Origin of the sequence: Uliginosibacterium sp. sgz301328, from assembly GCF_041807905.1 — a bacterium.
In the GTDB taxonomy this organism is placed as follows: domain Bacteria; phylum Pseudomonadota; class Gammaproteobacteria; order Burkholderiales; family Rhodocyclaceae; genus JBGVSA01.
This window is the reverse complement of sequence record NZ_JBGVSA010000028.1, coordinates 34,050-51,157: the sequence shown is the minus strand read 5'-3', so window position 1 is coordinate 51,157 and position 17,108 is coordinate 34,050. Positions and strand designations below refer to the sequence as shown.

Below are 17,108 nucleotides of genomic sequence, written 5' to 3'. Positions count from 1 at the left end.
CAGCGACGAGTTCCGCAGCCGCCTGACTTGACGAGTAGCGCAGGGGACCAGCTGCAGGCTGGCGGTGATGTTGGGGTCGGATCGACGGTTACTTTCTTGTCGAAAACAAGAAAGTGACTCGGCCGCCGGGACGAACTCCCGGCCGTCGAGCATTAGCAGTCGAGGCCACGCCCGAACATCCCACCGTTCTGGCGCTCATCAGGGTCGGATGGCGAGGTACGCCTGCACGATGGCGAGACTTGCCACGTGCATGGATTGACTGAAAGAGCCAGCGACTGCCATTGAGAAGAGATCATCAAATGAAGCACGACCACATTCGATGTCTTCGGCTACATCCAGTTGCAGCGCCCCGGCCTTCTTCAGAGATTCAGCAAGGAACACATGCACACGGTTAGTCTGTCGCGCCGGATTGGCCCAAAGCGAAGTGATCAGTGTCATGGACTTCGCTGTATAGCCCGTCTCTTCCCGCAACTCACGCCGCGCAGCAACGCCGATGTCCTCCCCTGTCTCCACAACACCGGCTGGAAGTTCTATGCATATAGCATTCGCGGCCGGCCGATACTGGCGCACCGTGACAACGCAGCCATCGTCGGCTACGGCCACGATATGCACCCACTCTTTATCCTCAATGACGTAGTACGGCTCGATCTGAGCACCGGAAGGCAGACAGTAGGTCTTCGCCTTCAACGTTAGCCACTGATCGGAAAGCACTACGTGCTCGGAAATCTGTTTCCACCGCTTCACGCCTCTCCTCCCTGTTCTCCAGAAATCGGAAGGCCTCACCCTATCCATGGACGGGTCGCGATGTTTGATCGCTTTTACGCTATTGATCGGGCGGCCCGTCGTGGCGGGCGACGAGGGACGACGAAATCGGTCGGGGTAGCAAGAGTCAATCGCTGGCTGAGCGCGACGGGAAGCCACAGCTCGCGCCGGTATTCGCTGGGCAGCGCATAGCCGCGAACGACGTCCAGGTCGCGCAGGAATGAACGGCCTTCGGCGGGCTCGGCATCCGCCTCGTCCCGGACACGCTGATGAATCTGTGCCAACGCGGGCATGCCCCTGCCGACAAGCGTGATGACAGCGTAATCCTGCGCCGGCAATGTCATGCAATCCACGTGCAGCAACGCCGCACGCAACTGCACCACCGGGATGGCCACGTGCATGTCGATGTGGTCCTGCGCATGCGTGTCGTACAGGGTGCCCGCATCGAACATGCGCAATTGCCGCCATCCGGGCGTGCGCGCCAAGGCTGCCTGCACGTCGAGCTGCTTGCCCACGCAGTGGCACTCGTGCATGGCGCCTGAATACGGCATGCACACGACATCCAGCCCGCTCAGGCGACGCAGCGTGATCGGCACCGGCCGTGCCGCTTCGGTTGTCGGCGCAGGCAGCGCACTGGGCGAACATCCATAGGTGCGGACAAAGGCATGGGTGAATGCCGCCAGCGACCCGTAACCCGCGTCGTGGGCGATGGACGTTATCGAGGTCTCGCCACGTTCGATCTGCCTGCGGGCGCGTTGCAGTCGCAGGCGGCGGACGGTCGCCATAGGCGTCTCGCGCGTCTTCTGGCGATACACATGATCGAAGTGATTCGGCGACATGCACGCCACGTCGGCGAGGTCGCGCAGGCGGATGTCCTCTCCAAAGTGCCTGTCGATGTACGACATCACGCTGGACATGGCCTGGATGGTGCGCAGGAACGAGGCGGCGGTGACACGCATGTGCGTATCCTAGCGACGATCCGGTGCACGGTGCCAGCGCGCCGGATCAAACGGCTGCAGGGCAGGCGTCGCTAGGCCCGCCCTGCGGAACGGGCGCTTACTTGCGCGCCTCGGGCGGCGTGGCGCCGATCGGCCACAGCGCCCACATCTGCACGCGCTGCTTCATGCGCCCGGCGGTGGCACCCGCCTGCGGACCGAAGCCGACGAAGTAATCGCCGCGCACACGGCCGCGGATGGCGCCGCCGGTATCCTGCGCCAGCACCAGCCGTTGCAGAGCCGGCCCGTCCGGCATCGGAGCGGTCAGGAAGACCGGCGTGCCCAGCGGCACTGTGGTGATGTCGACCGCGATCGAGCGTCCGGCAGTGAGCGGCACGTTCTGCGAACCGCGCGGGCCGGTGCCGGTGGCCGCTTCTTCGCGGAAGAAGACATAGCTCGGGTTGGCATCGAGCAGTTCGTTCAGGCGCCCGGGATTGGCCGTGGCCCAACCCTTGATGCCCTGCATGCTGGCCTCCTCAAGCTTGAGTTCGCCCTTCTGCACCAGCCAGCGGCCGATGGACTGGTACGGGTAGCCGTTCTGGTCGGCGTAAGCCAGGCGCACGCGGCTGCCGTCCGTCATCTGCACCTGACCGGAGCCCTGCACCTGCAAAAAGAAGAAGTCGATCGGCTCATCCGTCCACATCAGGATGCTCTTGGCATCGGTGCGCTTTTCGATGTCGCTGCGCATGCCATAGGGCACCAGCTTGCGGCCCTCGACGCGGCCGCGCAGGCGCATGTTCTTGAGTTCCGGATAGATCGATGACAGGTCGACGGTGATGAGGTCGTCCGGTACGCCATAAACCGGCACCGAGTAGCGCGCGGTTTTGCTGCGGCTGCCACGGATCAGCGGCTCGTAATAGCCGGTCAGCAGGCCTTCGGTGGTGCCGTCGGCGTTGTGCACGACCCACGGCTGCGTGCGGGACTGGAAGAAGGCACGGACTTCGCGGGCCGACGGATTGGCCGGCAACTGGCGCGCCGCGTCGCACACCGGCGTCCAGGCCGACACCATCTCAGGCAGGCGCAGCGCGCGGCACGAGGCCAGGAATACAGGCCACGCCTGCGCAAGGTCGTCCTGCTGCCAGCCCGGAACCTGGTCCCACGCGGCAGCGGAGAAAGCCGGCGCGGGGGGTGGGGTGGGTACGCCGGGCTGGGTCGGGACCGGGCATTGCTGGCACACCGGGCAGGCGGGGCATTGGGCAGCGGTGGCGCCCGGCAGGGCGGGCGCCTGGGCCGGCGGCGGAGTGGGGCTGGAGGCGCATGCCGCGAGCAGCACGGCCAGCAGGGCAGGGAGAATGAATCTCATCGGGATACGGAGGTGGTCTGAAACAAAGGAGAAAGTATACTGGCGCTCCCGTATGGATCGGTCCGGGCATTCGCGCCCCAACGCACATGTGGATCATCTTTGTCGAAGCCGGCGTCGCGCTGGCATTGCTGCTGCTGATTGTGTGGGCGACCTGGCCGAAGAAGAAACCGCAAAAGGATCGTCCCGATGAGCCCCGCTGATCTCGAACGCCTCGTCAATCGCGCCGAACATCTGATGGCGCGCATCGAGGCCTCGCTGCCGCCGCTGCCGCCCGAGGCAGACTGGAGCGCCCACGCCTATCGCTGGCGCACGCGTGCCGGGCGTGGCTGGCTGGAGCCGCTGCACAACCTGCTGCCGATGAATCTGGCCGACCTGCATGACATCGACACGCAGAAGGAGCGCATGAACGCCAACACGCGCCAGTTCGTGCAGGGGCGTCGGGCCAACAACGTGCTGCTGACCGGCGCGCGCGGCACCGGCAAGAGCTCGCTGGTGCGCGCCATGCTCAACGAATACGGCAAGGATGGCCTGCGCGTGATCGAGATCGACAAGACCGATCTCACCGATCTGCCACACATCGTCGACCTCATCCGCACGCGCCCCGAACGCTTCATCCTGTTTTCGGACGATCTGTCGTTCGAAGACGCCGAGCCCGGCTACAAGGCGCTCAAGAGCGTGCTCGACGGTTCGTTCGCCGCGGTGCCGGACAACGTGCTGATCTACGCAACCTCCAATCGCCGCCACCTGATGCCCGAGTACCACTCGGAGAACCTCGCCGGCCATCGCAACGACGAAGAAATCCACCCGGGCGAGGCAGTCGAAGAGAAGGTTTCGCTGTCCGAACGGTTCGGCCTGTGGCTGTCGTTCTATCCGTTCAGCCAGCAGGAATACCTGGACATCGTGCGCCACTGGCTGGTGGAGCTGTCGGTCGACGTCACCGACTGGGAGCCGATCCGCCACGAAGCGCTGCAATGGGCGATGATGCGCGGCTCGCGCAGCGGCCGCGTGGCGCTGCAGTTCGCCCGCGACTACGCCGGCCGCGTGGCCTGACGCCGCCATGCTGAGCGCCCTCGAACTGACCGGACGCGCCCGCACCCACGTGCGCGAGTTCGTGATCGACGAGGCCACGCGCTTCGTCGCCCACGACAAGGCCGGCGAGGCGTTCATGCACATGCGCGCGGCGGCAGCGCGCCACGGCATCGATCTGGTACCGCTCAGCGCATTCCGCGATTTTGCCGGCCAGATGAAAATCTGGACCGCCAAGTGGAATGGCGAGCGCCCGCTCTACGACGCGGACGGCGGCGTCATTCCGCACGGCGCGCTCGACGAAGACGGTCTGGTCGACGCCATCCTTTCGTGGTCGGCCCTGCCCGGCGCCAGCCGTCATCACTGGGGCAGCGAATTCGATGTCATCGATCGTGCGGCCTTGCCCGACGGTTATCGCCCACGTCTGCTGCCGGACGAATATGTGGCCGGCGGCCCGTTCGCGCGCCTGGGCGAATGGCTGCATACCGGGCCGATCGAATTCGGCTTCTTCCGGCCCTACGATATCGAGCGCGGCGGCCTGCACCCTGAGCCCTGGCATCTGAGCTGGGCACCGCTTGCGGTGCCGGCGCTGGGTGCGCTCACGCCCGAACTGATGCGCGAGGCCATCGAAGCGGCCAGCGACATGCCCGGACGCGAGCGCGTGCTGGCACGCATCGAACACATCCACACCGTACAAGTCTGCCGTGTCGGCGCCCCCGCATGGCCCGTATGAATTCACAGAGAAGCGCTGCAATGACCCCCAAGATCGTCACCGTCGCCGCCGCCGTCATCACTCGCCCCGACGGCAGCTTCCTGCTCGGCCAGCGTGGCGAGGAGACGTTCTACACCGGCTACTGGGAATTTCCGGGTGGCAAGGTCGAACCCGGTGAAACCGCCCACGATGCCGTCATCCGCGAACTGGAAGAAGAGCTCGCCATCAAGGTCCACGGCGCCCGCCCGTGGATCGTGCGCCGGCACCTGTACGAACATGCTCACGTCACGCTGAATTTCTTCGAGGTCTACGACTGGACGGGCGAGCCCCAGCCGCTGGTGCACAGCGCCCTGGCATGGCAGCGCGCCGACGCGCTCGAAGTCGGCCCGATGTTGCCGGCCAACGGACCGATCCTCAAAGCGTTGCGGCTGCCGCGCCGCTTCGGCGTGACGCACGCGCACGAGATCGGCGTCAACGCGCAACTGTCCGCGCTGGATACGTCGCTGGCGGTGGGCCTGCAGGCCGTGGTCATCCGCGAACACGCCCTGCCTCCAAGCACACGCCAGGCGTTTGCACGTGAAGTCGTGGCGCGTTGCCGCGCCGTGGGCGCCCTGGCGATCGTCGGTGGCGATGCGGCGCTGGCCGCCGAAGTCGGCGCAGACGGCCTGCAACTGACCGCCGCACAACTGGCGGATGCCTCCGCACGCCCCGGCTTCGAATGGGTCGGAGCGTCGTGTCATACGCGCGCAGAACTCGAACGCGTGGCAGAACTGGAGCTGGATTACGCCGTGCTCGGCAACGTCAGAGCCACGCCCACGCACCCGGGCAAGGCGGGCATCGGCTGGGAGCAATTCCACGCTTTGACGCGCGATCTGCCCATGCCGGTCGTCGCCATCGGCGGCCTGCGCGAATCCGACATGTCGGACGCACGCGGCGCTGGCGCACACGGCATCGCGGCGGTACGCAGCATCTGGGGCCGGTGAGCGGCGGCATGTCCTCGGGATGGATCGTCGATGCCACGCACGAGGATTTCATCGTCGCGGCCAAGCCGGCCGGGGTTTCCTTTCATAACGATGGCGACACACCAGGCTTCGTGACGCGGCTGCGCGCGGATGCCGGTCTTGCCGATCTGCATCCGGTGCATCGGCTCGATCGCATCACGTCGGGGCTGGTGCTGCTGGCGCGCAACGCGGATGCCGCGCGCGAGCTGGGCGAACTGTTCGAGTCGGGCCGCATCGAGAAGTACTACGTGGCCCTCTCGGACCACAAACCGTCGAAGAGCCAGGGCCGCATCCAGGGCGGCATGGAAAAGGGGCGCGGCGGTAGCTGGAAGTTCGTGCGCGAGGGCGGGCAGTTGGCGGTGACGCAGTTCTTCAGTTTCACGCTGGCCAATGGTCTGCGCCTGTTCATCGTGCGGCCGCGCACGGGCCGTACGCACCAGATCCGCGTGGCACTCAGGAGTCTGGGCGCCCCGATCCTTGGGGACGCGCGCTACGGCGGCGCGGCGGCGGATCGCGGCTACCTGCACGCGTGGGCATTGCGCTTTGAATGGCACGGCACGATGTGCCAGTTCATGTTGCCACCGGACGAGGGGAGCGCATTCACGAGCGCCGAGACCTCGCAGATGCTCCATGCCCATCCGCCTTTCGATCTTCCCTGGCCACGCTGGCAAGCGCCCCGGCCCGTGCAGTAACCGGCTAACACCAGGGCTGTCTCCGACGCGCTCAACATGCGCTTGCGCGCTGCGCGCACACCCCACGGAGACAGATCATGGCAGCCAAGAAAATCCTCGCGCTGGTCGGCGACTTCGTCGAAGACTACGAAATCATGGTGCCCTTCCAGGCGCTGCAGGCGGTCGGACATACGGTGCACGCGGTGTGCCCCGACAAGAAGGCGGGCGAGACGGTCGCCACGGCCATCCATGACTTCGAAGGGCAGCAGACGTATTCGGAAAAGCGCGGCCACAACTTCTCGCTCAACGCGAGCTTCGCCGAGGTCGATCCGGCCAGCTACGACGCTTTGCTCATTGCCGGCGGACGCGCCCCGGAATATCTGCGCCTGAACCCGAAGGTGATCGACGCCGTGAAGCATTTCTTCTCCGCCGACAAACCGGTGGCGGCAATCTGCCATGGGCCGCAGATACTGGCCGCGGCGCGCGTCATTGACGGCCGCAGGGTATCGGCCTACCCGGCCTGCCGCCCGGAAGTCGAACTGGCCGGCGGCCGCTACGCCGAGATTCCCATCGACGGCGCGGTCACCGACGGCAAACTCGTCACCGCGCCGGCGTGGCCCGCCCACCCGGCGTGGATCTCGCAATTCCTCGTTGTACTGGGCACGCGTATCGAACTGTAGCCACGTCCCGCTGCGCGCGACGACGCTTGATCGCGCGCAGCCAGCGGACAAGTGGTCGATGGAAGATGAGCGCTGTTTCGTGCCACGCTTCCCGGCCACCATGCGCAATCGCCTGTTCATCATCTTTGTCGCGCCGCTGTTCGCCCTGCTGCTCGCCGTCGGCGCGCGCGCGGAGGTGGCCGCCCCGCCTTTCTCGCTCGTCGTGGACCAGGCCGGGCTGCTTTCGGCCGACGAGCATGCCGCCCTTGCAGGCGCACTGACAAGACTGGAAGCCGACACGGGCGCCCAGGTTGCCGTGCTGACGGTGGACAGCACAGCCGAGGAGGACATCGCGCCCTTCGCCAACCGCGTCTTCAACACGTGGAAGCTCGGCCGGAAGGGTGTCGACGATGGCGTGCTGATGGTTGTCGCGCACGACGACCACCGCATGCGCATCGAAGTCGGCTACGGCCTGGAGGGCGCCATTCCCGATGCCATCGCCAAACGCATTCTCGACGAGTATCTCGCCCCCGCATTCCGCCGCGGCGACTATGCGGCAGGTATCACCGCTGGCGTCGATGCGCTGAGCGCACTGGTCCGGCACGAAGATCTGCCAGCGCCTGCATTCACCGCGCCGCCGCTTGAACGCTGGGTCGCCAGTTGGGCGCCGGCGGGCGAAACCCGCTACTACACCGTGCTCGTGAACGAGGGTGTCATCCTCGCCCTGATGGTGCTGCTCTACCTGGCGATGCGCGGACATTTTCGCCGCGCACGGGTGGTGGAGAAGACCGTCGGTCGCAAGGACAAGAAAGTGGTGCGGCGGACTGTCGAGAAACCGGCCGGCACGCCACGCATGGTGGCGTTGATCGTCTGCGGCGCCCTCGGCGTGTTCCTCGCCTGCCTTGGCCTCATCACCGGCGATGGCGACGGCGGCAACGGGCTGACGTTAGGCGCCGACATCGTCGACGTGGTGCCCGTTCCGGTCGCGCGCCTGCTGACCCATACGCTGCCGGCGTGGACCGTCGTGCCGCTTTTCTTCATCGCCTTCATCGTGGCCGGGCTGCTGTTCCTGCTGCTGTTTGGCGGCTTCGGCATGTTGCTCGGGCAGCGTTACGCATTCATGGGTTATTCGGCACTGATCTTCGGTGCGGTCGTCGGCGTCATCGCCGGCAGCCTGACAGTCGGCGTGATCGTGGCCATCGTCGTCGCCATCGGTGCGCACCCACGCGTGGGCTGGATCAAGCCGGGCAGTGGCGGAGGAGGTTCGGGCCATTCGGGCGGATCGTCGTCCGGGTCGTCCAGTTCGAGCAGTTCGAGCAGTTCGAGCTCTTCGAGCGGCGGGGGCGGCTCCAGCGGCGGAGGCGGCGCATCGAGCAGTTGGTGATGGTTACGGCGACGTGGGTGGCGCCATGGCGCGGGCGGTGTCGAGCACCAGATCCCACATGACCTGCGCCGTTGGCGAGAGCGAACGGTTGCGGCGGCGGGCCAGCATGATCGGCCGGGTAACGTCGGGAATCAGTGGCCGCGCGACCAGCGCGTCTCCCGGCAGGGGTAGTGACAGGCCCGGCTGAACGCTCACGCCGATGCCGGCCTCGAGCAGGCGGAACACCGTCGTCGAGTGTCCCACCTCCTGCACCACGCGGTATTGCACGCCGTGCTGAGCCAGCGCGCGATCGATGAGCGGACGGCTGCCGGAGTTGTAGTCGAGCAGCACCAGCGACTCGCCTTCCAGTTGCGTCCACTTGACCCGTGCCGCTTTCGCCAGCCGATGGTCGCGTGGGCAGACGAGGTAGAAGTGATCGGTCATGACGATCTGCACGACCAGGTCGTTGGCCGAAATCGGGTCGACGATCACCGCAAAATCCACCTCGCCGCTGCGCACGCTTTCCAGTACCAGCCGCTGCACGAGATCGTGCAACACCAGTTCGATCTGCGGATAGCGCTGGGCCGCCGCCGCGATCGTGGCGGGCATCAGGCTTGCGGAAATGGTCGGTGCACACGCCACGCGAACGCGTCCGCTGCGCGCTTCGCTGCGGGTACGGGCCTGCCGCAGCGCGGTTTCCAGTTCATCGATGAGACGCCCGACCTCGCCCGCCAGCGCGCGCCCTTCAGCGGTCAGCGAGACTTCGCGCGTGGTGCGGTCGAGCAGCGTCAGGCCGAGTTCGGATTCCAGCTCGCGGATGGCGCGGCTCACCGCTGGCTGGGTCAGGCCGATGGCTTCGCCGGCACGGCTGAAGCTGGCATGCTCGCTGACGGCGAGAAATACCCGCAGCTGACGAAGCGATATGTTTGGCGTCATGGCGATGCAGCGGACAATTCATGCCAGATGCGCATGAATTCATGCGATAAATGAATTTGTATTTTAGACGTCGCGGCGGTGTAATGCGGCCTTCGTACGACAACAATCAGGTGCGCGCATGGCACGCCCGCGTTTTCTCCCCGACAACTTCACCCTCGCGCTGGTCACGACGGTCCTCATCGCCAGCTTCTTTCCCTGCCAGGGCAGGACGGCCGAAGTCTTCAACGTCATCACCGACGTGGCGATCGGGATGCTGTTCTTCTTCCACGGTGCCAAGCTTTCGCGCGCAGCGGTGATCGCGGGCATCACGCACTGGCGCCTGCACCTGGTGGTGCTGGCGTGCACGTTCGTGCTCTTCCCCGTGCTGGCCATCGTGCTGCGCCCGCTGATGACTTTTGTCATCACGCCGGAGCTGTACCTCGGCGTGCTGTTCCTGTGCACGCTGCCGTCCACCGTGCAGTCGTCGATCGCGTTCACGTCGATGGCCGAAGGCAATGTGCCGGCGGCGGTGTGCAGCGCGTCGGCGTCGAACATCCTGGGCATCTTCCTGACGCCCGTGCTGGTCGGCATGCTGATGTCGGCGTCCGGCACGGCAGCGTTCTCGATGGACAGTATCTGGAACATCGTGCTGCAACTGCTGGTGCCGTTCGTGGCCGGTCAGATCGCGCGCCGCTGGATCGGCGGCTGGGTCGATCGCCACAAGCCGATGCTCAAATACACCGACCAGGGCTCGATCCTGCTGGTGGTCTACACGGCATTCTCGGCCGCCGTCATCGAAGGCCTGTGGCACGACACACCGTGGCCCGCGCTGGTCGGTCTGCTGATCGTGTGCGGCGCGCTGCTGGCGCTGGTGCTGGCGCTGACGACGTTCATTGCGCGCAGACTGGGCTTCAATCGCGAGGACGAGATCACGATCGTCTTCTGCGGCTCGAAGAAGAGCCTTGCCAGCGGCGTGCCCATCGCCAAGGTGCTGTTCGCCAGCCACCTCGTCGGGCCGATGGTGCTGCCGCTCATGATCTTCCACCAGATCCAGTTGATGACCTGCGCCGTGCTCGCGCAGCGTTACCACGCCCGCAAGCAGGCCGCGCTGCGGGCCGCCCAGGCTTCCACCGCCTGATCGACGCGGCGCGGGAATTTCTTCCCGCGCGGGCGTTCGAACCTCTGGGCACGGCCAGTCGGGGTAGACTGGTCGTACCCACGGGGATTTCACTTGGCGGAGACTCACAATGAATACCGAACAACTCCGGGCCGCAGCCGAACGGCTGGCGCAGGCTCGTCAGGGAGGCACGCCCATCGCTGACGTGCCGGCTGACCAACGTCCGCAAGATGCAGCACAGGCCGAGGCCATCCAGCGCCTCGTCGTCGAACGATTGGGCGAACGCATCGGCGGCTGGAAATGCGTGCTGCCCTTGCCCGACCACGTCGCCTACGCGCCGATCCATGGCTCCACCATTTTCGCCGTCTCGCCGGTCAAGGCCTGGGCGCCGGGCGACACCGTCCGCATCGAGCCCGAACTGGCCTGCGTGATGTCGCACGATCTGCCTCCACGCGATGCGCCCTACATGCCGGACGAAGTCGACGCGGCCATCGGCAGCGTTCACCTGGCACTGGAACTCGTCGGCAACCGCTACGCCGATGCCGGGGCCCATTCGTTCTTCGAGATGATGGGCGACTGCCTCAACAACTACGGCCTGTTCATTGGTCCGAAAGTGGATGTCGGCGCGGACAAGGCGCGCGCGCAGATTCCGTTGACCGTCGAATCGGACGGCGGCGCCGTGCGCGAATTCTCCGGCCATCATCCGAACAAACACTCGCGCGTCGGCGTGTACTGGCTGGCGGAATACCTGCGCGCGCATGGCGAAGGCCTGCGTGCCGGGCAGGCGGTCATCACCGGATCGTACGCCGGCGTCATCGACATTCCGGTCGGCGTGCCGGTGCGTGTGTGCTACGGCGGCCTGGGCACGTTGGAGATCACCATCAGCCAGTGACGGGCTGGATTTCCGGGGAATCGTCCCCATCTAGGTTGGATCGCAGCGTGCGCCGGTTCATTCGGCGCACGCCGTGCAAGAACGATTCAAGCGCAGTCGTGTGTTCCGGCAGCCGGACACTTTCAGCCCAGGAGAGTATGTCATGATCATCCCCCGCTTTGCAGACGAGCGCGGCCACGCCAACCATGGCTGGCTCGACAGCTATCACTCCTTTTCGTTTGCCGACTATCACGATCCCGAGCACATGGGCTGGGGACCGCTGCGCGTCATCAACGAAGACCGCGTGAATCCCGGCATGGGCTTTGGCTCGCATGGTCACCGCGACATGGAGATCATCAGCTACGTGCTCGAAGGGGCGCTCGCGCACAAGGACAGCATGGGCAACGGCACCAGCATCCTGCCCGGCGATGTGCAACGCATGAGCGCGGGAACGGGCGTGGTGCACAGTGAATTCAATCATTCGCCGGACAAACTGGTGCACTTCCTGCAGATCTGGGTCATTCCGGACCGCATGGGCAGCGCACCGGGCTATGAGCAGGTGCATTTCGACGATGCGGAAAAGCGTGGGCGCCTGCGCCTGGTCGCTTCACCGGACGGCGCTGAAGGCAGCGTGCGCATCCAGCAGGATGCGCAGCTCTACGCGAGCCTGCTCTCCGACGGCGAAGAAGCCACGCATCGCTTCGCGCCCGGCCGCCTGGGCTACATCCATGTCGTGCGCGGCACGGTCTCCATTGCCGGTGCGACGTATGCGGCTGGCGATGCTGTCAAGCTCGTCGACGAGAGCACCGTGGCAATTCGCGGCGGTGTCGGCGGCGGCGAAGTGCTGCTATTCGATCTGCCGCGACTGCAGTAACTGCGTCGCGATCGGCAAGGTCAGCGTCACCCGCAAACCGGGTGACGCATTGGCAACACTCGCGCTGCCTCCGTGGAACTGCGCGATGGCGCGCACCAAGGTCAGCCCCACACCAGAACCCTGATCGTCGGCGCGGCTGGTATCGACGCGATAAAAGCGCTCGAAGAGCCGCGACAAGGTCGCTTCCGGAACGCCCTCGCCATGATCGCGCACGCTGATGACGTTGGCATCGACGGTCGACGACAGCTCGACATCGATGTCGCCGGCGCCGTAACGCAGCGCATTGTCGATGAGGTTGGTGAGCGCCTGGAACAGCAATTCGCGATCGCCCAGCACGACGGCCGCGCGCCCTGACAGATTCAGCGCGCGCCCCTGCGCTTCGGCCACCGGCTCGAAAAGATCGACCACATCCCCCACCACGTCGGCAACCTCGACCGGGCGCCGCTCGGCTGCCAGCGATCCGGACTCCAGCCGCGCCAGTCGTAGCAACGCTGCAAAGGTGCGCAGCACGTCGTCGGTCTGCGCCAGCAGGGATTCCACCCGTTCGTTCGGCATGCCGCTGCCCGCGTCGCGCAGGCTTTCGATTTCATTGCGCAGGCGCGTGAGCGGGCGACGCATGTCGTGGGCGATGGCGGACGACACTTCGCGCGAGGCTTCCATCAACTGCTCGATGCGTTCGAAGGCAGCGTTGAATCGGGCCGCGAGCTGATCGATTTCGTCGCCGCGCACGGAAACCGGAAGACGGTGCGACAGTTCTCCCTGTTGCACCAGATCCGCGCCTTGCGCCAACAGCGTCAGGCGACGCCGCACACGGCCGGCGAAGAGCCACGCGATGAGCGCCGAAAGAAGCGTGGCGAGCGCACCGGCCACCGCCAGTTGCCGAAGGATGTGTGCGCGGAAGGTGGCCAGCGGCGAGCGCCGCGCAACGAGAAGACGGACGCCGTCATAGAGCACGAACACGTGCCCGGTCAGCGTATGGCCATCGGATTCGCGCGCGCGGAACTCGGAGTCGTCGATCGGGCGCACGTCGTCGGGCCACGCGTCGATGTTGCCGGTGATCTTGCCGCCGTTGGCATCGGCGAGATAGTAGACGGCGTCCCGGTCGACCGGCGCGGCCACGCGCCGCTCGATCACGTCGACCAGCGCGGCCATGCCGCCTTCGTGGAAGTCCTCTTCGAGATTGACGATCTCCAGCCGGATGGCGCTGGCGACCTGCTGGCGGATGTCGTCGCGCGCCTCCTGGTAGATCGGCACGAACAGCAGCGCGATGATGATGGCGATGCACACCGGCAGCACGGCGGCGAAGCGGAAGAACGGACTGCGCGGGAACAGCCTGGGTCGTGTCATCGCCGGATCAGGCGGTACCGAAACGGTAACCCGCCCCGCGCAGGGTGTGAATCAAGGGCGCCGCGCCGGGGGCGTCGAGCTTGGCGCGCAGGTTGGAGATATGCACGTCGATGACGTTGGTGGCCGGGTCGAAGTGATAGTCCCACACGCCTTCGAGCAGCATGGTGCGGGTGACGACCTGGTCGGCATGCCGCATGAGGTACTCCAGCAGCATGAACTCCTTGGGCTTCAGATCGATCCGGCGCCCCGCACGGGCCACGGTGCGGCGAATCAGATCCATCTCGACGTCCGCCACGCGCAGGCGCGATTGTTCGCTGGTCTCCGGTGCTGTGCGCGGACGCCGCGCCAGCACCTCGATGCGCGCCATCAGTTCTGCGATGGCGAATGGCTTGACGAGGTAGTCGTCGCTGCCGGCGCGCAGGCCCTCCACGCGGTCGTCGACTTCGCCCAGCGCGCTGAGGATCAGCACCGGCGTGTGGATCTGCGACGCGCGCAGGGTTCGCAGGATGGTCAGCCCATCGACCACCGGCAGCATGCGATCGAGCACCATGACGTCGTATTGCTCGGTCGTGGCCATGAACAGGCCCTCCTTGCCGGTGGCGGCATGGTCGACCACCATGCCGGCCTCGCGCAGGCCCTGGCACACGAAACTTGCCTGGTGCGGGTCGTCCTCGACGATCAGTATCTTCATGGCGTGCGCTTCGAGTAATGCCGATGCAGCACGAGCGGCCCGCCGACCGGGGCGTTCAGACCCAGCGCGGTGCGCTCGACGGCCGGAATCTGCGTGATGCGCTGGATGCGGCACGACTGCTCGCCGTTGCCGATTGCATCGGTGCCCGGGACGATATGGCCGTCATGCAGGCTGACCCACAGCGGCTCACGCGCGGGCAGATCGCAGGGGGCGGCGAGCGTGAGCATCCAGGGCTCGCTCACGCCCAGCCAGAGAATCAGGCGGCCATCCTTCATGGGCTGCCAGCCGAACACCTTGCTGACCCGCACGGCGCCGCGCGGCACCGACGGCCCCTTGGCCCCGACCCATTGGCTGGCAAGGACCGACAACGCGGCAACGAAGAGCAGGGCGAAAAGGCGGGGAACGAGCGTTCGGATCATGGTCGCCAATGCTATCAGGGCGGGCTGAAAACAGAACGGGGCGGTTTCTGGCCGCCCCGTTCTTGCCGGGCCGCTCGCGCGGCCTGGGTGCGATTACTTGGTCGCCGGTGCGGCAGCCGGAGCGGCTTCGGTCTTGGCGGCCGACTTCTTGTGCGAAGTCTTCTTGTGGGTGCTCTTCTTGGCCGGCGCCTTTTGCGTGGCGGCCGGGGCGGCCGACGAAGCGGCGGCATCGGCGGCCGGGGCGGCGTAGGCGCCGACGGCGATCAGGGTGGACAGCGCGGCAACAGCGACTTTGATGCTTTTCATGATCAGGTTCCTTCCTTCGTCAGACGTGGGTTGCGGAGTCGATGAACGGATTACTTGGTGGCGGCGTCAGCAGCGGGAGCGGCCTTCTTGGCGCTCGACTTCTTGTGCGACGTCTTCTTGTGCGTGGTCTTCTTGGCCGGCGCCTTTTGCGTGGCAGCGGGCGCAGCGGGAGCGGCAGCCGCATCGGCGGCCGGGGCAGCGTAGGCGCCGACGGCGATCAGGGTCGAAAGGGCGGCGACGGCGACTTTGATGCTCTTCATGGTTCGTTCCTTTGGATGACGGCAACAACGCGTTGCCATGGAGCGCACTATGGTCCTGGCCCGCTTGCCGCAAGCTGGACGGAACATTAAGCGTTGTTTAGAACTCACTGCCCGATTTCCTACGAGGTATGTCGTCGCCAGAGGCAGAGGATTCGCAAAGCGGACCGCCCCGTCACATATGCGCAAATCGTGACGGAATGAGTTCTGGAAATGCGATGCCGCTACAATCCGCTGCATGAACGTCGCGCGCTCACCGCTCGTACCCGATCCGTCCGCCCGGCCCTGGCAGCGCCGCCTGCCACCGCCGGCACTGACGCGCTACGTGGACAACTTTCTCTTCATGGAAATGCCCGCGGGCGGCGCCTTGCCGCGGGTTCTTCCGGGCACTGGCGCGCTGTGCCTGTTCCTGTATCGGGCCCCGTTGGCCGTGGCCGAATTGCACGCGGCGCGCGAGCATTCGATGTCGCAGTCGTTCGTGATGGTCAATCGACATGAAGTGCTGGACCTGTCGACCGCCGGCGCGACCGAATGCGTCGTCATCAGCTTTCGACCGGGGCGGTTGCGGTACTTCGTACCCACCAGTTTCGAGGAGTTGCAGGACCACCTCACGCCTGCCGTCGACCTGTGGGGCTCCCGCGTGGACGATGTGGCGGAAGCCCTGTCGCGGGCGACCGACTTCGATGCCCGCGTGGACATCCTCAGCGAGTTCCTGAGCGCCCGCCTGCATGAAGAGCGCGAAGCGCGCCTGGATCGCCTTCTCGACCAGCTCTACCTGACGCCCACCCTGCGCATCGCCGAGCTGGCGGAATCGGCGGGCTGGAGCGTGCGCCATTTCGAGCGATTGTTCATCGGCACGTACGGCGTGTCGCCCAAGTACTTCGCGAGGGTGGCACGCTTGCAGCAGGTTGCGCGGCGGCTGGCGCTGGAGCCGACCTGCTCGCCGGGCACGGCGGCCCTGGACGTGGGGTTCTTCGACCAGCCGCATTTCATCCACGAGTTGCACAAGCTCGCCGGGCTGTCGCCTACCGATCTCGCTCATGGCATGCGCGAGCGGCCGCATTTCTACAATCCCAAGGCGATCCAGCGCTACGTGGCGCTGCTCAAGACGCTCAGCGACTGAGTGCAGCCACGCTCGCGGCGACTTGTCGTTTTTGCCGCAAATGACGTATTGACGGGGTTTTCGGAGCGGTTTTGATGTTGCCGTACACCGTTCGTCGGCGCGCTCCATTTGTCATCAATCATCCTACTTCGCATGCGCATCGCATCGTCCAGAATGACGTGGCCCCCAGCCACCGAAGGACGGAGAAACCCATGCTCACGCCCCCCTTGAATCCCCACTTCGTGCCGCGCAAGACCGGACTTGGCGCGCACGTGGTCGCGATCCACGACGGTCGCTTGCAGACCGGCCTTCGGCAGGTGTTGCTGCTGGCCGATGGCCATCGCAGCTACGCGACCCTTGCGTCCATGCTCCCCGGGCGCAATGTCGAAGCCGAACTGGTCGAACTGGCTCAGCGCGGGCTGATCGAAGACGCGGCCGAAGGCGCCAGCGTCGAGCCCGATCAGGACCTCTCCGACCAATGGATGCACGCCAGCAGTTTCATGATGGAGCGCGCCAAGGAGACGCTGGGCGTAGCGGCCGTCGACATCGTCGAAGAACTCGAACACGCGCACGACCCCGAGGCGGCGCGCCAGGCCACCACTCACTGGTACCGAGCGATGCGTGAATCGCGCCTGCCGCGCGAACGCGCCGATGCGGATCGCATCGAGGTCGCTCGGCTGATGAGCGAACGCCGCGAGGGCTGAACGCGCAGACGGG

The 17,108-nt window shown here is 66.0% G+C and carries 20 protein-coding genes; 11 read left to right on the top strand and 9 right to left on the bottom strand.

Features of this window, described 5'->3' with window-relative positions; translation table 11 throughout:
* Positions 1 to 198 precede the first annotated feature (198 nt).
* The 3 genes from ACDA63_RS17355 to ACDA63_RS17345 all read right to left on the bottom strand — a co-directional run bounded on the left by ACDA63_RS17355 (position 199) and on the right by ACDA63_RS17345 (position 3,060).
* A complete protein-coding gene (locus ACDA63_RS17355) occupies positions 199 to 744 on the bottom strand; it encodes an NUDIX hydrolase (protein ID WP_373664543.1) in 546 nt (181 codons plus the stop codon).
* A 74-nt stretch (positions 745 to 818) separates the two neighbouring features.
* Entirely contained in the window at positions 819 to 1,721 is a 903-nt protein-coding gene (locus ACDA63_RS17350; RefSeq protein WP_373664542.1) for a helix-turn-helix domain-containing protein, read from the bottom strand.
* 97 nt (positions 1,722 to 1,818) lie between these two features.
* Positions 1,819 to 3,060, bottom strand: coding sequence for a murein transglycosylase A (locus tag ACDA63_RS17345; protein WP_373664541.1), 1,242 nt, complete (start codon positions 3,058 to 3,060; stop codon positions 1,819 to 1,821).
* 186 nt (positions 3,061 to 3,246) lie between these two features.
* Here ACDA63_RS17345 and ACDA63_RS17340 point away from each other — a divergent pair, with 186 nt between their 5' ends.
* The 6 genes from ACDA63_RS17340 to ACDA63_RS17315 all read left to right on the top strand — a co-directional run bounded on the left by ACDA63_RS17340 (position 3,247) and on the right by ACDA63_RS17315 (position 8,513).
* A complete protein-coding gene (locus ACDA63_RS17340) occupies positions 3,247 to 4,110 on the top strand; it encodes an ATP-binding protein (RefSeq protein ID WP_373664540.1) in 864 nt (287 codons plus the stop codon).
* Between the two features lie 7 nt (positions 4,111 to 4,117).
* The gene (locus ACDA63_RS17335; protein ID WP_373664539.1) at positions 4,118 to 4,819 is read left to right on the top strand and encodes a M15 family metallopeptidase; all 702 of its coding nucleotides are present in this window, start codon (positions 4,118 to 4,120) and stop codon (positions 4,817 to 4,819) included.
* A 20-nt stretch (positions 4,820 to 4,839) separates the two neighbouring features.
* A complete protein-coding gene (locus ACDA63_RS17330) occupies positions 4,840 to 5,781 on the top strand; it encodes a Nudix family hydrolase (RefSeq protein WP_373664538.1) in 942 nt (313 codons plus the stop codon).
* A gap of 8 nt (positions 5,782 to 5,789) precedes the next feature.
* Complete coding sequence (locus ACDA63_RS17325) at positions 5,790 to 6,491, top strand: TIGR01621 family pseudouridine synthase (RefSeq protein WP_373664537.1); 702 nt, start codon at positions 5,790 to 5,792, stop codon at positions 6,489 to 6,491.
* Between the two features lie 77 nt (positions 6,492 to 6,568).
* The gene (locus tag ACDA63_RS17320; protein ID WP_373664536.1) at positions 6,569 to 7,150 is read left to right on the top strand and encodes a DJ-1/PfpI family protein; all 582 of its coding nucleotides are present in this window, start codon (positions 6,569 to 6,571) and stop codon (positions 7,148 to 7,150) included.
* A 58-nt stretch (positions 7,151 to 7,208) separates the two neighbouring features.
* Entirely contained in the window at positions 7,209 to 8,513 is a 1,305-nt protein-coding gene (locus ACDA63_RS17315) for a YgcG family protein (protein WP_373664535.1), read from the top strand.
* A 3-nt stretch (positions 8,514 to 8,516) separates the two neighbouring features.
* Here ACDA63_RS17315 and ACDA63_RS17310 read toward each other — a convergent pair whose 3' ends face one another.
* On the bottom strand, positions 8,517 to 9,428 hold the full coding sequence (locus ACDA63_RS17310; protein WP_373664534.1) for a LysR family transcriptional regulator: 912 nt from the start codon (positions 9,426 to 9,428) through the stop codon (positions 8,517 to 8,519).
* Positions 9,429 to 9,546: 118 nt separating this feature from the next.
* Here ACDA63_RS17310 and ACDA63_RS17305 point away from each other — a divergent pair, with 118 nt between their 5' ends.
* The 3 genes from ACDA63_RS17305 (at position 9,547) to ACDA63_RS17295 (ending at position 12,269) form a co-directional block, all read left to right on the top strand.
* On the top strand, positions 9,547 to 10,545 hold the full coding sequence (locus ACDA63_RS17305) for a bile acid:sodium symporter family protein (protein WP_373664533.1): 999 nt from the start codon (positions 9,547 to 9,549) through the stop codon (positions 10,543 to 10,545).
* 109 nt (positions 10,546 to 10,654) lie between these two features.
* Positions 10,655 to 11,416, top strand: a complete 762-nt coding sequence (locus ACDA63_RS17300; protein ID WP_373664532.1) for a 2-keto-4-pentenoate hydratase — start codon at positions 10,655 to 10,657, stop codon at positions 11,414 to 11,416.
* A gap of 142 nt (positions 11,417 to 11,558) precedes the next feature.
* Complete coding sequence (locus ACDA63_RS17295; protein ID WP_373664531.1) at positions 11,559 to 12,269, top strand: pirin family protein; 711 nt, start codon at positions 11,559 to 11,561, stop codon at positions 12,267 to 12,269.
* On the opposite strand, the gene ACDA63_RS17290 is transcribed toward ACDA63_RS17295, so the two are convergent.
* From ACDA63_RS17290 to ACDA63_RS17270, 5 genes are all read right to left on the bottom strand, one after another.
* Positions 12,243 to 13,616: an ATP-binding protein gene (locus ACDA63_RS17290; protein WP_373664530.1), complete on the bottom strand. Its 1,374-nt coding sequence runs from the start codon at positions 13,614 to 13,616 to the stop codon at positions 12,243 to 12,245. The two genes, ACDA63_RS17295 and ACDA63_RS17290, sit on opposite strands and share 27 nt — an antisense overlap.
* Before the next feature lie 7 nt (positions 13,617 to 13,623).
* The gene (locus ACDA63_RS17285) at positions 13,624 to 14,307 is read right to left on the bottom strand and encodes a response regulator transcription factor (RefSeq protein WP_373664529.1); all 684 of its coding nucleotides are present in this window, start codon (positions 14,305 to 14,307) and stop codon (positions 13,624 to 13,626) included.
* Positions 14,304 to 14,726 (bottom strand): DUF6491 family protein, encoded by a 423-nt coding sequence (locus tag ACDA63_RS17280; RefSeq protein ID WP_373664528.1) that lies wholly within the window; start codon positions 14,724 to 14,726, stop codon positions 14,304 to 14,306. Before ACDA63_RS17280 ends, ACDA63_RS17285 begins: the two co-directional genes overlap by 4 nt.
* A gap of 93 nt (positions 14,727 to 14,819) precedes the next feature.
* The gene (locus tag ACDA63_RS17275; RefSeq protein ID WP_373664527.1) at positions 14,820 to 15,032 is read right to left on the bottom strand and encodes a hypothetical protein; all 213 of its coding nucleotides are present in this window, start codon (positions 15,030 to 15,032) and stop codon (positions 14,820 to 14,822) included.
* Positions 15,033 to 15,082: 50 nt separating this feature from the next.
* Positions 15,083 to 15,292: a hypothetical protein gene (locus ACDA63_RS17270; protein ID WP_373664526.1), complete on the bottom strand. Its 210-nt coding sequence runs from the start codon at positions 15,290 to 15,292 to the stop codon at positions 15,083 to 15,085.
* Positions 15,293 to 15,527: 235 nt separating this feature from the next.
* Between ACDA63_RS17270 and ACDA63_RS17265 the strand changes: the two genes are divergently transcribed.
* Positions 15,528 to 16,412, top strand: coding sequence for a helix-turn-helix domain-containing protein (locus ACDA63_RS17265; protein WP_373664525.1), 885 nt, complete (start codon positions 15,528 to 15,530; stop codon positions 16,410 to 16,412).
* A 191-nt stretch (positions 16,413 to 16,603) separates the two neighbouring features.
* The gene (locus ACDA63_RS17260) at positions 16,604 to 17,095 is read left to right on the top strand and encodes a hypothetical protein (RefSeq protein WP_373664524.1); all 492 of its coding nucleotides are present in this window, start codon (positions 16,604 to 16,606) and stop codon (positions 17,093 to 17,095) included.
* Positions 17,096 to 17,108 lie beyond the last annotated feature (13 nt).

Excerpts from the sequence above, each read along its gene's own strand:
- ACDA63_RS17275 (WP_373664527.1), bottom strand. The coding sequence starts at position 15,032 with ATGAAAAGCATCAAAGTCGCTGTTGCCGCGCTGTCCACCCTGATCGCC.
- ACDA63_RS17315 (WP_373664535.1), top strand. The coding sequence starts at position 7,209 with ATGGAAGATGAGCGCTGTTTCGTGCCACGCTTCCCGGCCACCATGCGC.
- ACDA63_RS17270 (WP_373664526.1), bottom strand. The coding sequence starts at position 15,292 with ATGAAGAGCATCAAAGTCGCCGTCGCCGCCCTTTCGACCCTGATCGCC.
- ACDA63_RS17260 (WP_373664524.1), top strand. The coding sequence starts at position 16,604 with ATGCTCACGCCCCCCTTGAATCCCCACTTCGTGCCGCGCAAGACCGGA.
- ACDA63_RS17295 (WP_373664531.1), top strand. The coding sequence starts at position 11,559 with ATGATCATCCCCCGCTTTGCAGACGAGCGCGGCCACGCCAACCATGGC.
- ACDA63_RS17320 (WP_373664536.1), top strand. The coding sequence starts at position 6,569 with ATGGCAGCCAAGAAAATCCTCGCGCTGGTCGGCGACTTCGTCGAAGAC.
- ACDA63_RS17290 (WP_373664530.1), bottom strand. The coding sequence starts at position 13,616 with ATGACACGACCCAGGCTGTTCCCGCGCAGTCCGTTCTTCCGCTTCGCC.
- ACDA63_RS17340 (WP_373664540.1), top strand. The coding sequence starts at position 3,247 with ATGAGCCCCGCTGATCTCGAACGCCTCGTCAATCGCGCCGAACATCTG.
- ACDA63_RS17285 (WP_373664529.1), bottom strand. The coding sequence starts at position 14,307 with ATGAAGATACTGATCGTCGAGGACGACCCGCACCAGGCAAGTTTCGTG.
- ACDA63_RS17345 (WP_373664541.1), bottom strand. The coding sequence starts at position 3,060 with ATGAGATTCATTCTCCCTGCCCTGCTGGCCGTGCTGCTCGCGGCATGC.
- ACDA63_RS17305 (WP_373664533.1), top strand. The coding sequence starts at position 9,547 with ATGGCACGCCCGCGTTTTCTCCCCGACAACTTCACCCTCGCGCTGGTC.
- ACDA63_RS17350 (WP_373664542.1), bottom strand. The coding sequence starts at position 1,721 with ATGCGTGTCACCGCCGCCTCGTTCCTGCGCACCATCCAGGCCATGTCC.
- ACDA63_RS17330 (WP_373664538.1), top strand. The coding sequence starts at position 4,840 with ATGACCCCCAAGATCGTCACCGTCGCCGCCGCCGTCATCACTCGCCCC.
- ACDA63_RS17335 (WP_373664539.1), top strand. The coding sequence starts at position 4,118 with ATGCTGAGCGCCCTCGAACTGACCGGACGCGCCCGCACCCACGTGCGC.
- ACDA63_RS17325 (WP_373664537.1), top strand. The coding sequence starts at position 5,790 with ATGTCCTCGGGATGGATCGTCGATGCCACGCACGAGGATTTCATCGTC.
- ACDA63_RS17280 (WP_373664528.1), bottom strand. The coding sequence starts at position 14,726 with ATGATCCGAACGCTCGTTCCCCGCCTTTTCGCCCTGCTCTTCGTTGCC.
- ACDA63_RS17300 (WP_373664532.1), top strand. The coding sequence starts at position 10,655 with ATGAATACCGAACAACTCCGGGCCGCAGCCGAACGGCTGGCGCAGGCT.
- ACDA63_RS17265 (WP_373664525.1), top strand. The coding sequence starts at position 15,528 with ATGAACGTCGCGCGCTCACCGCTCGTACCCGATCCGTCCGCCCGGCCC.
- ACDA63_RS17310 (WP_373664534.1), bottom strand. The coding sequence starts at position 9,428 with ATGACGCCAAACATATCGCTTCGTCAGCTGCGGGTATTTCTCGCCGTC.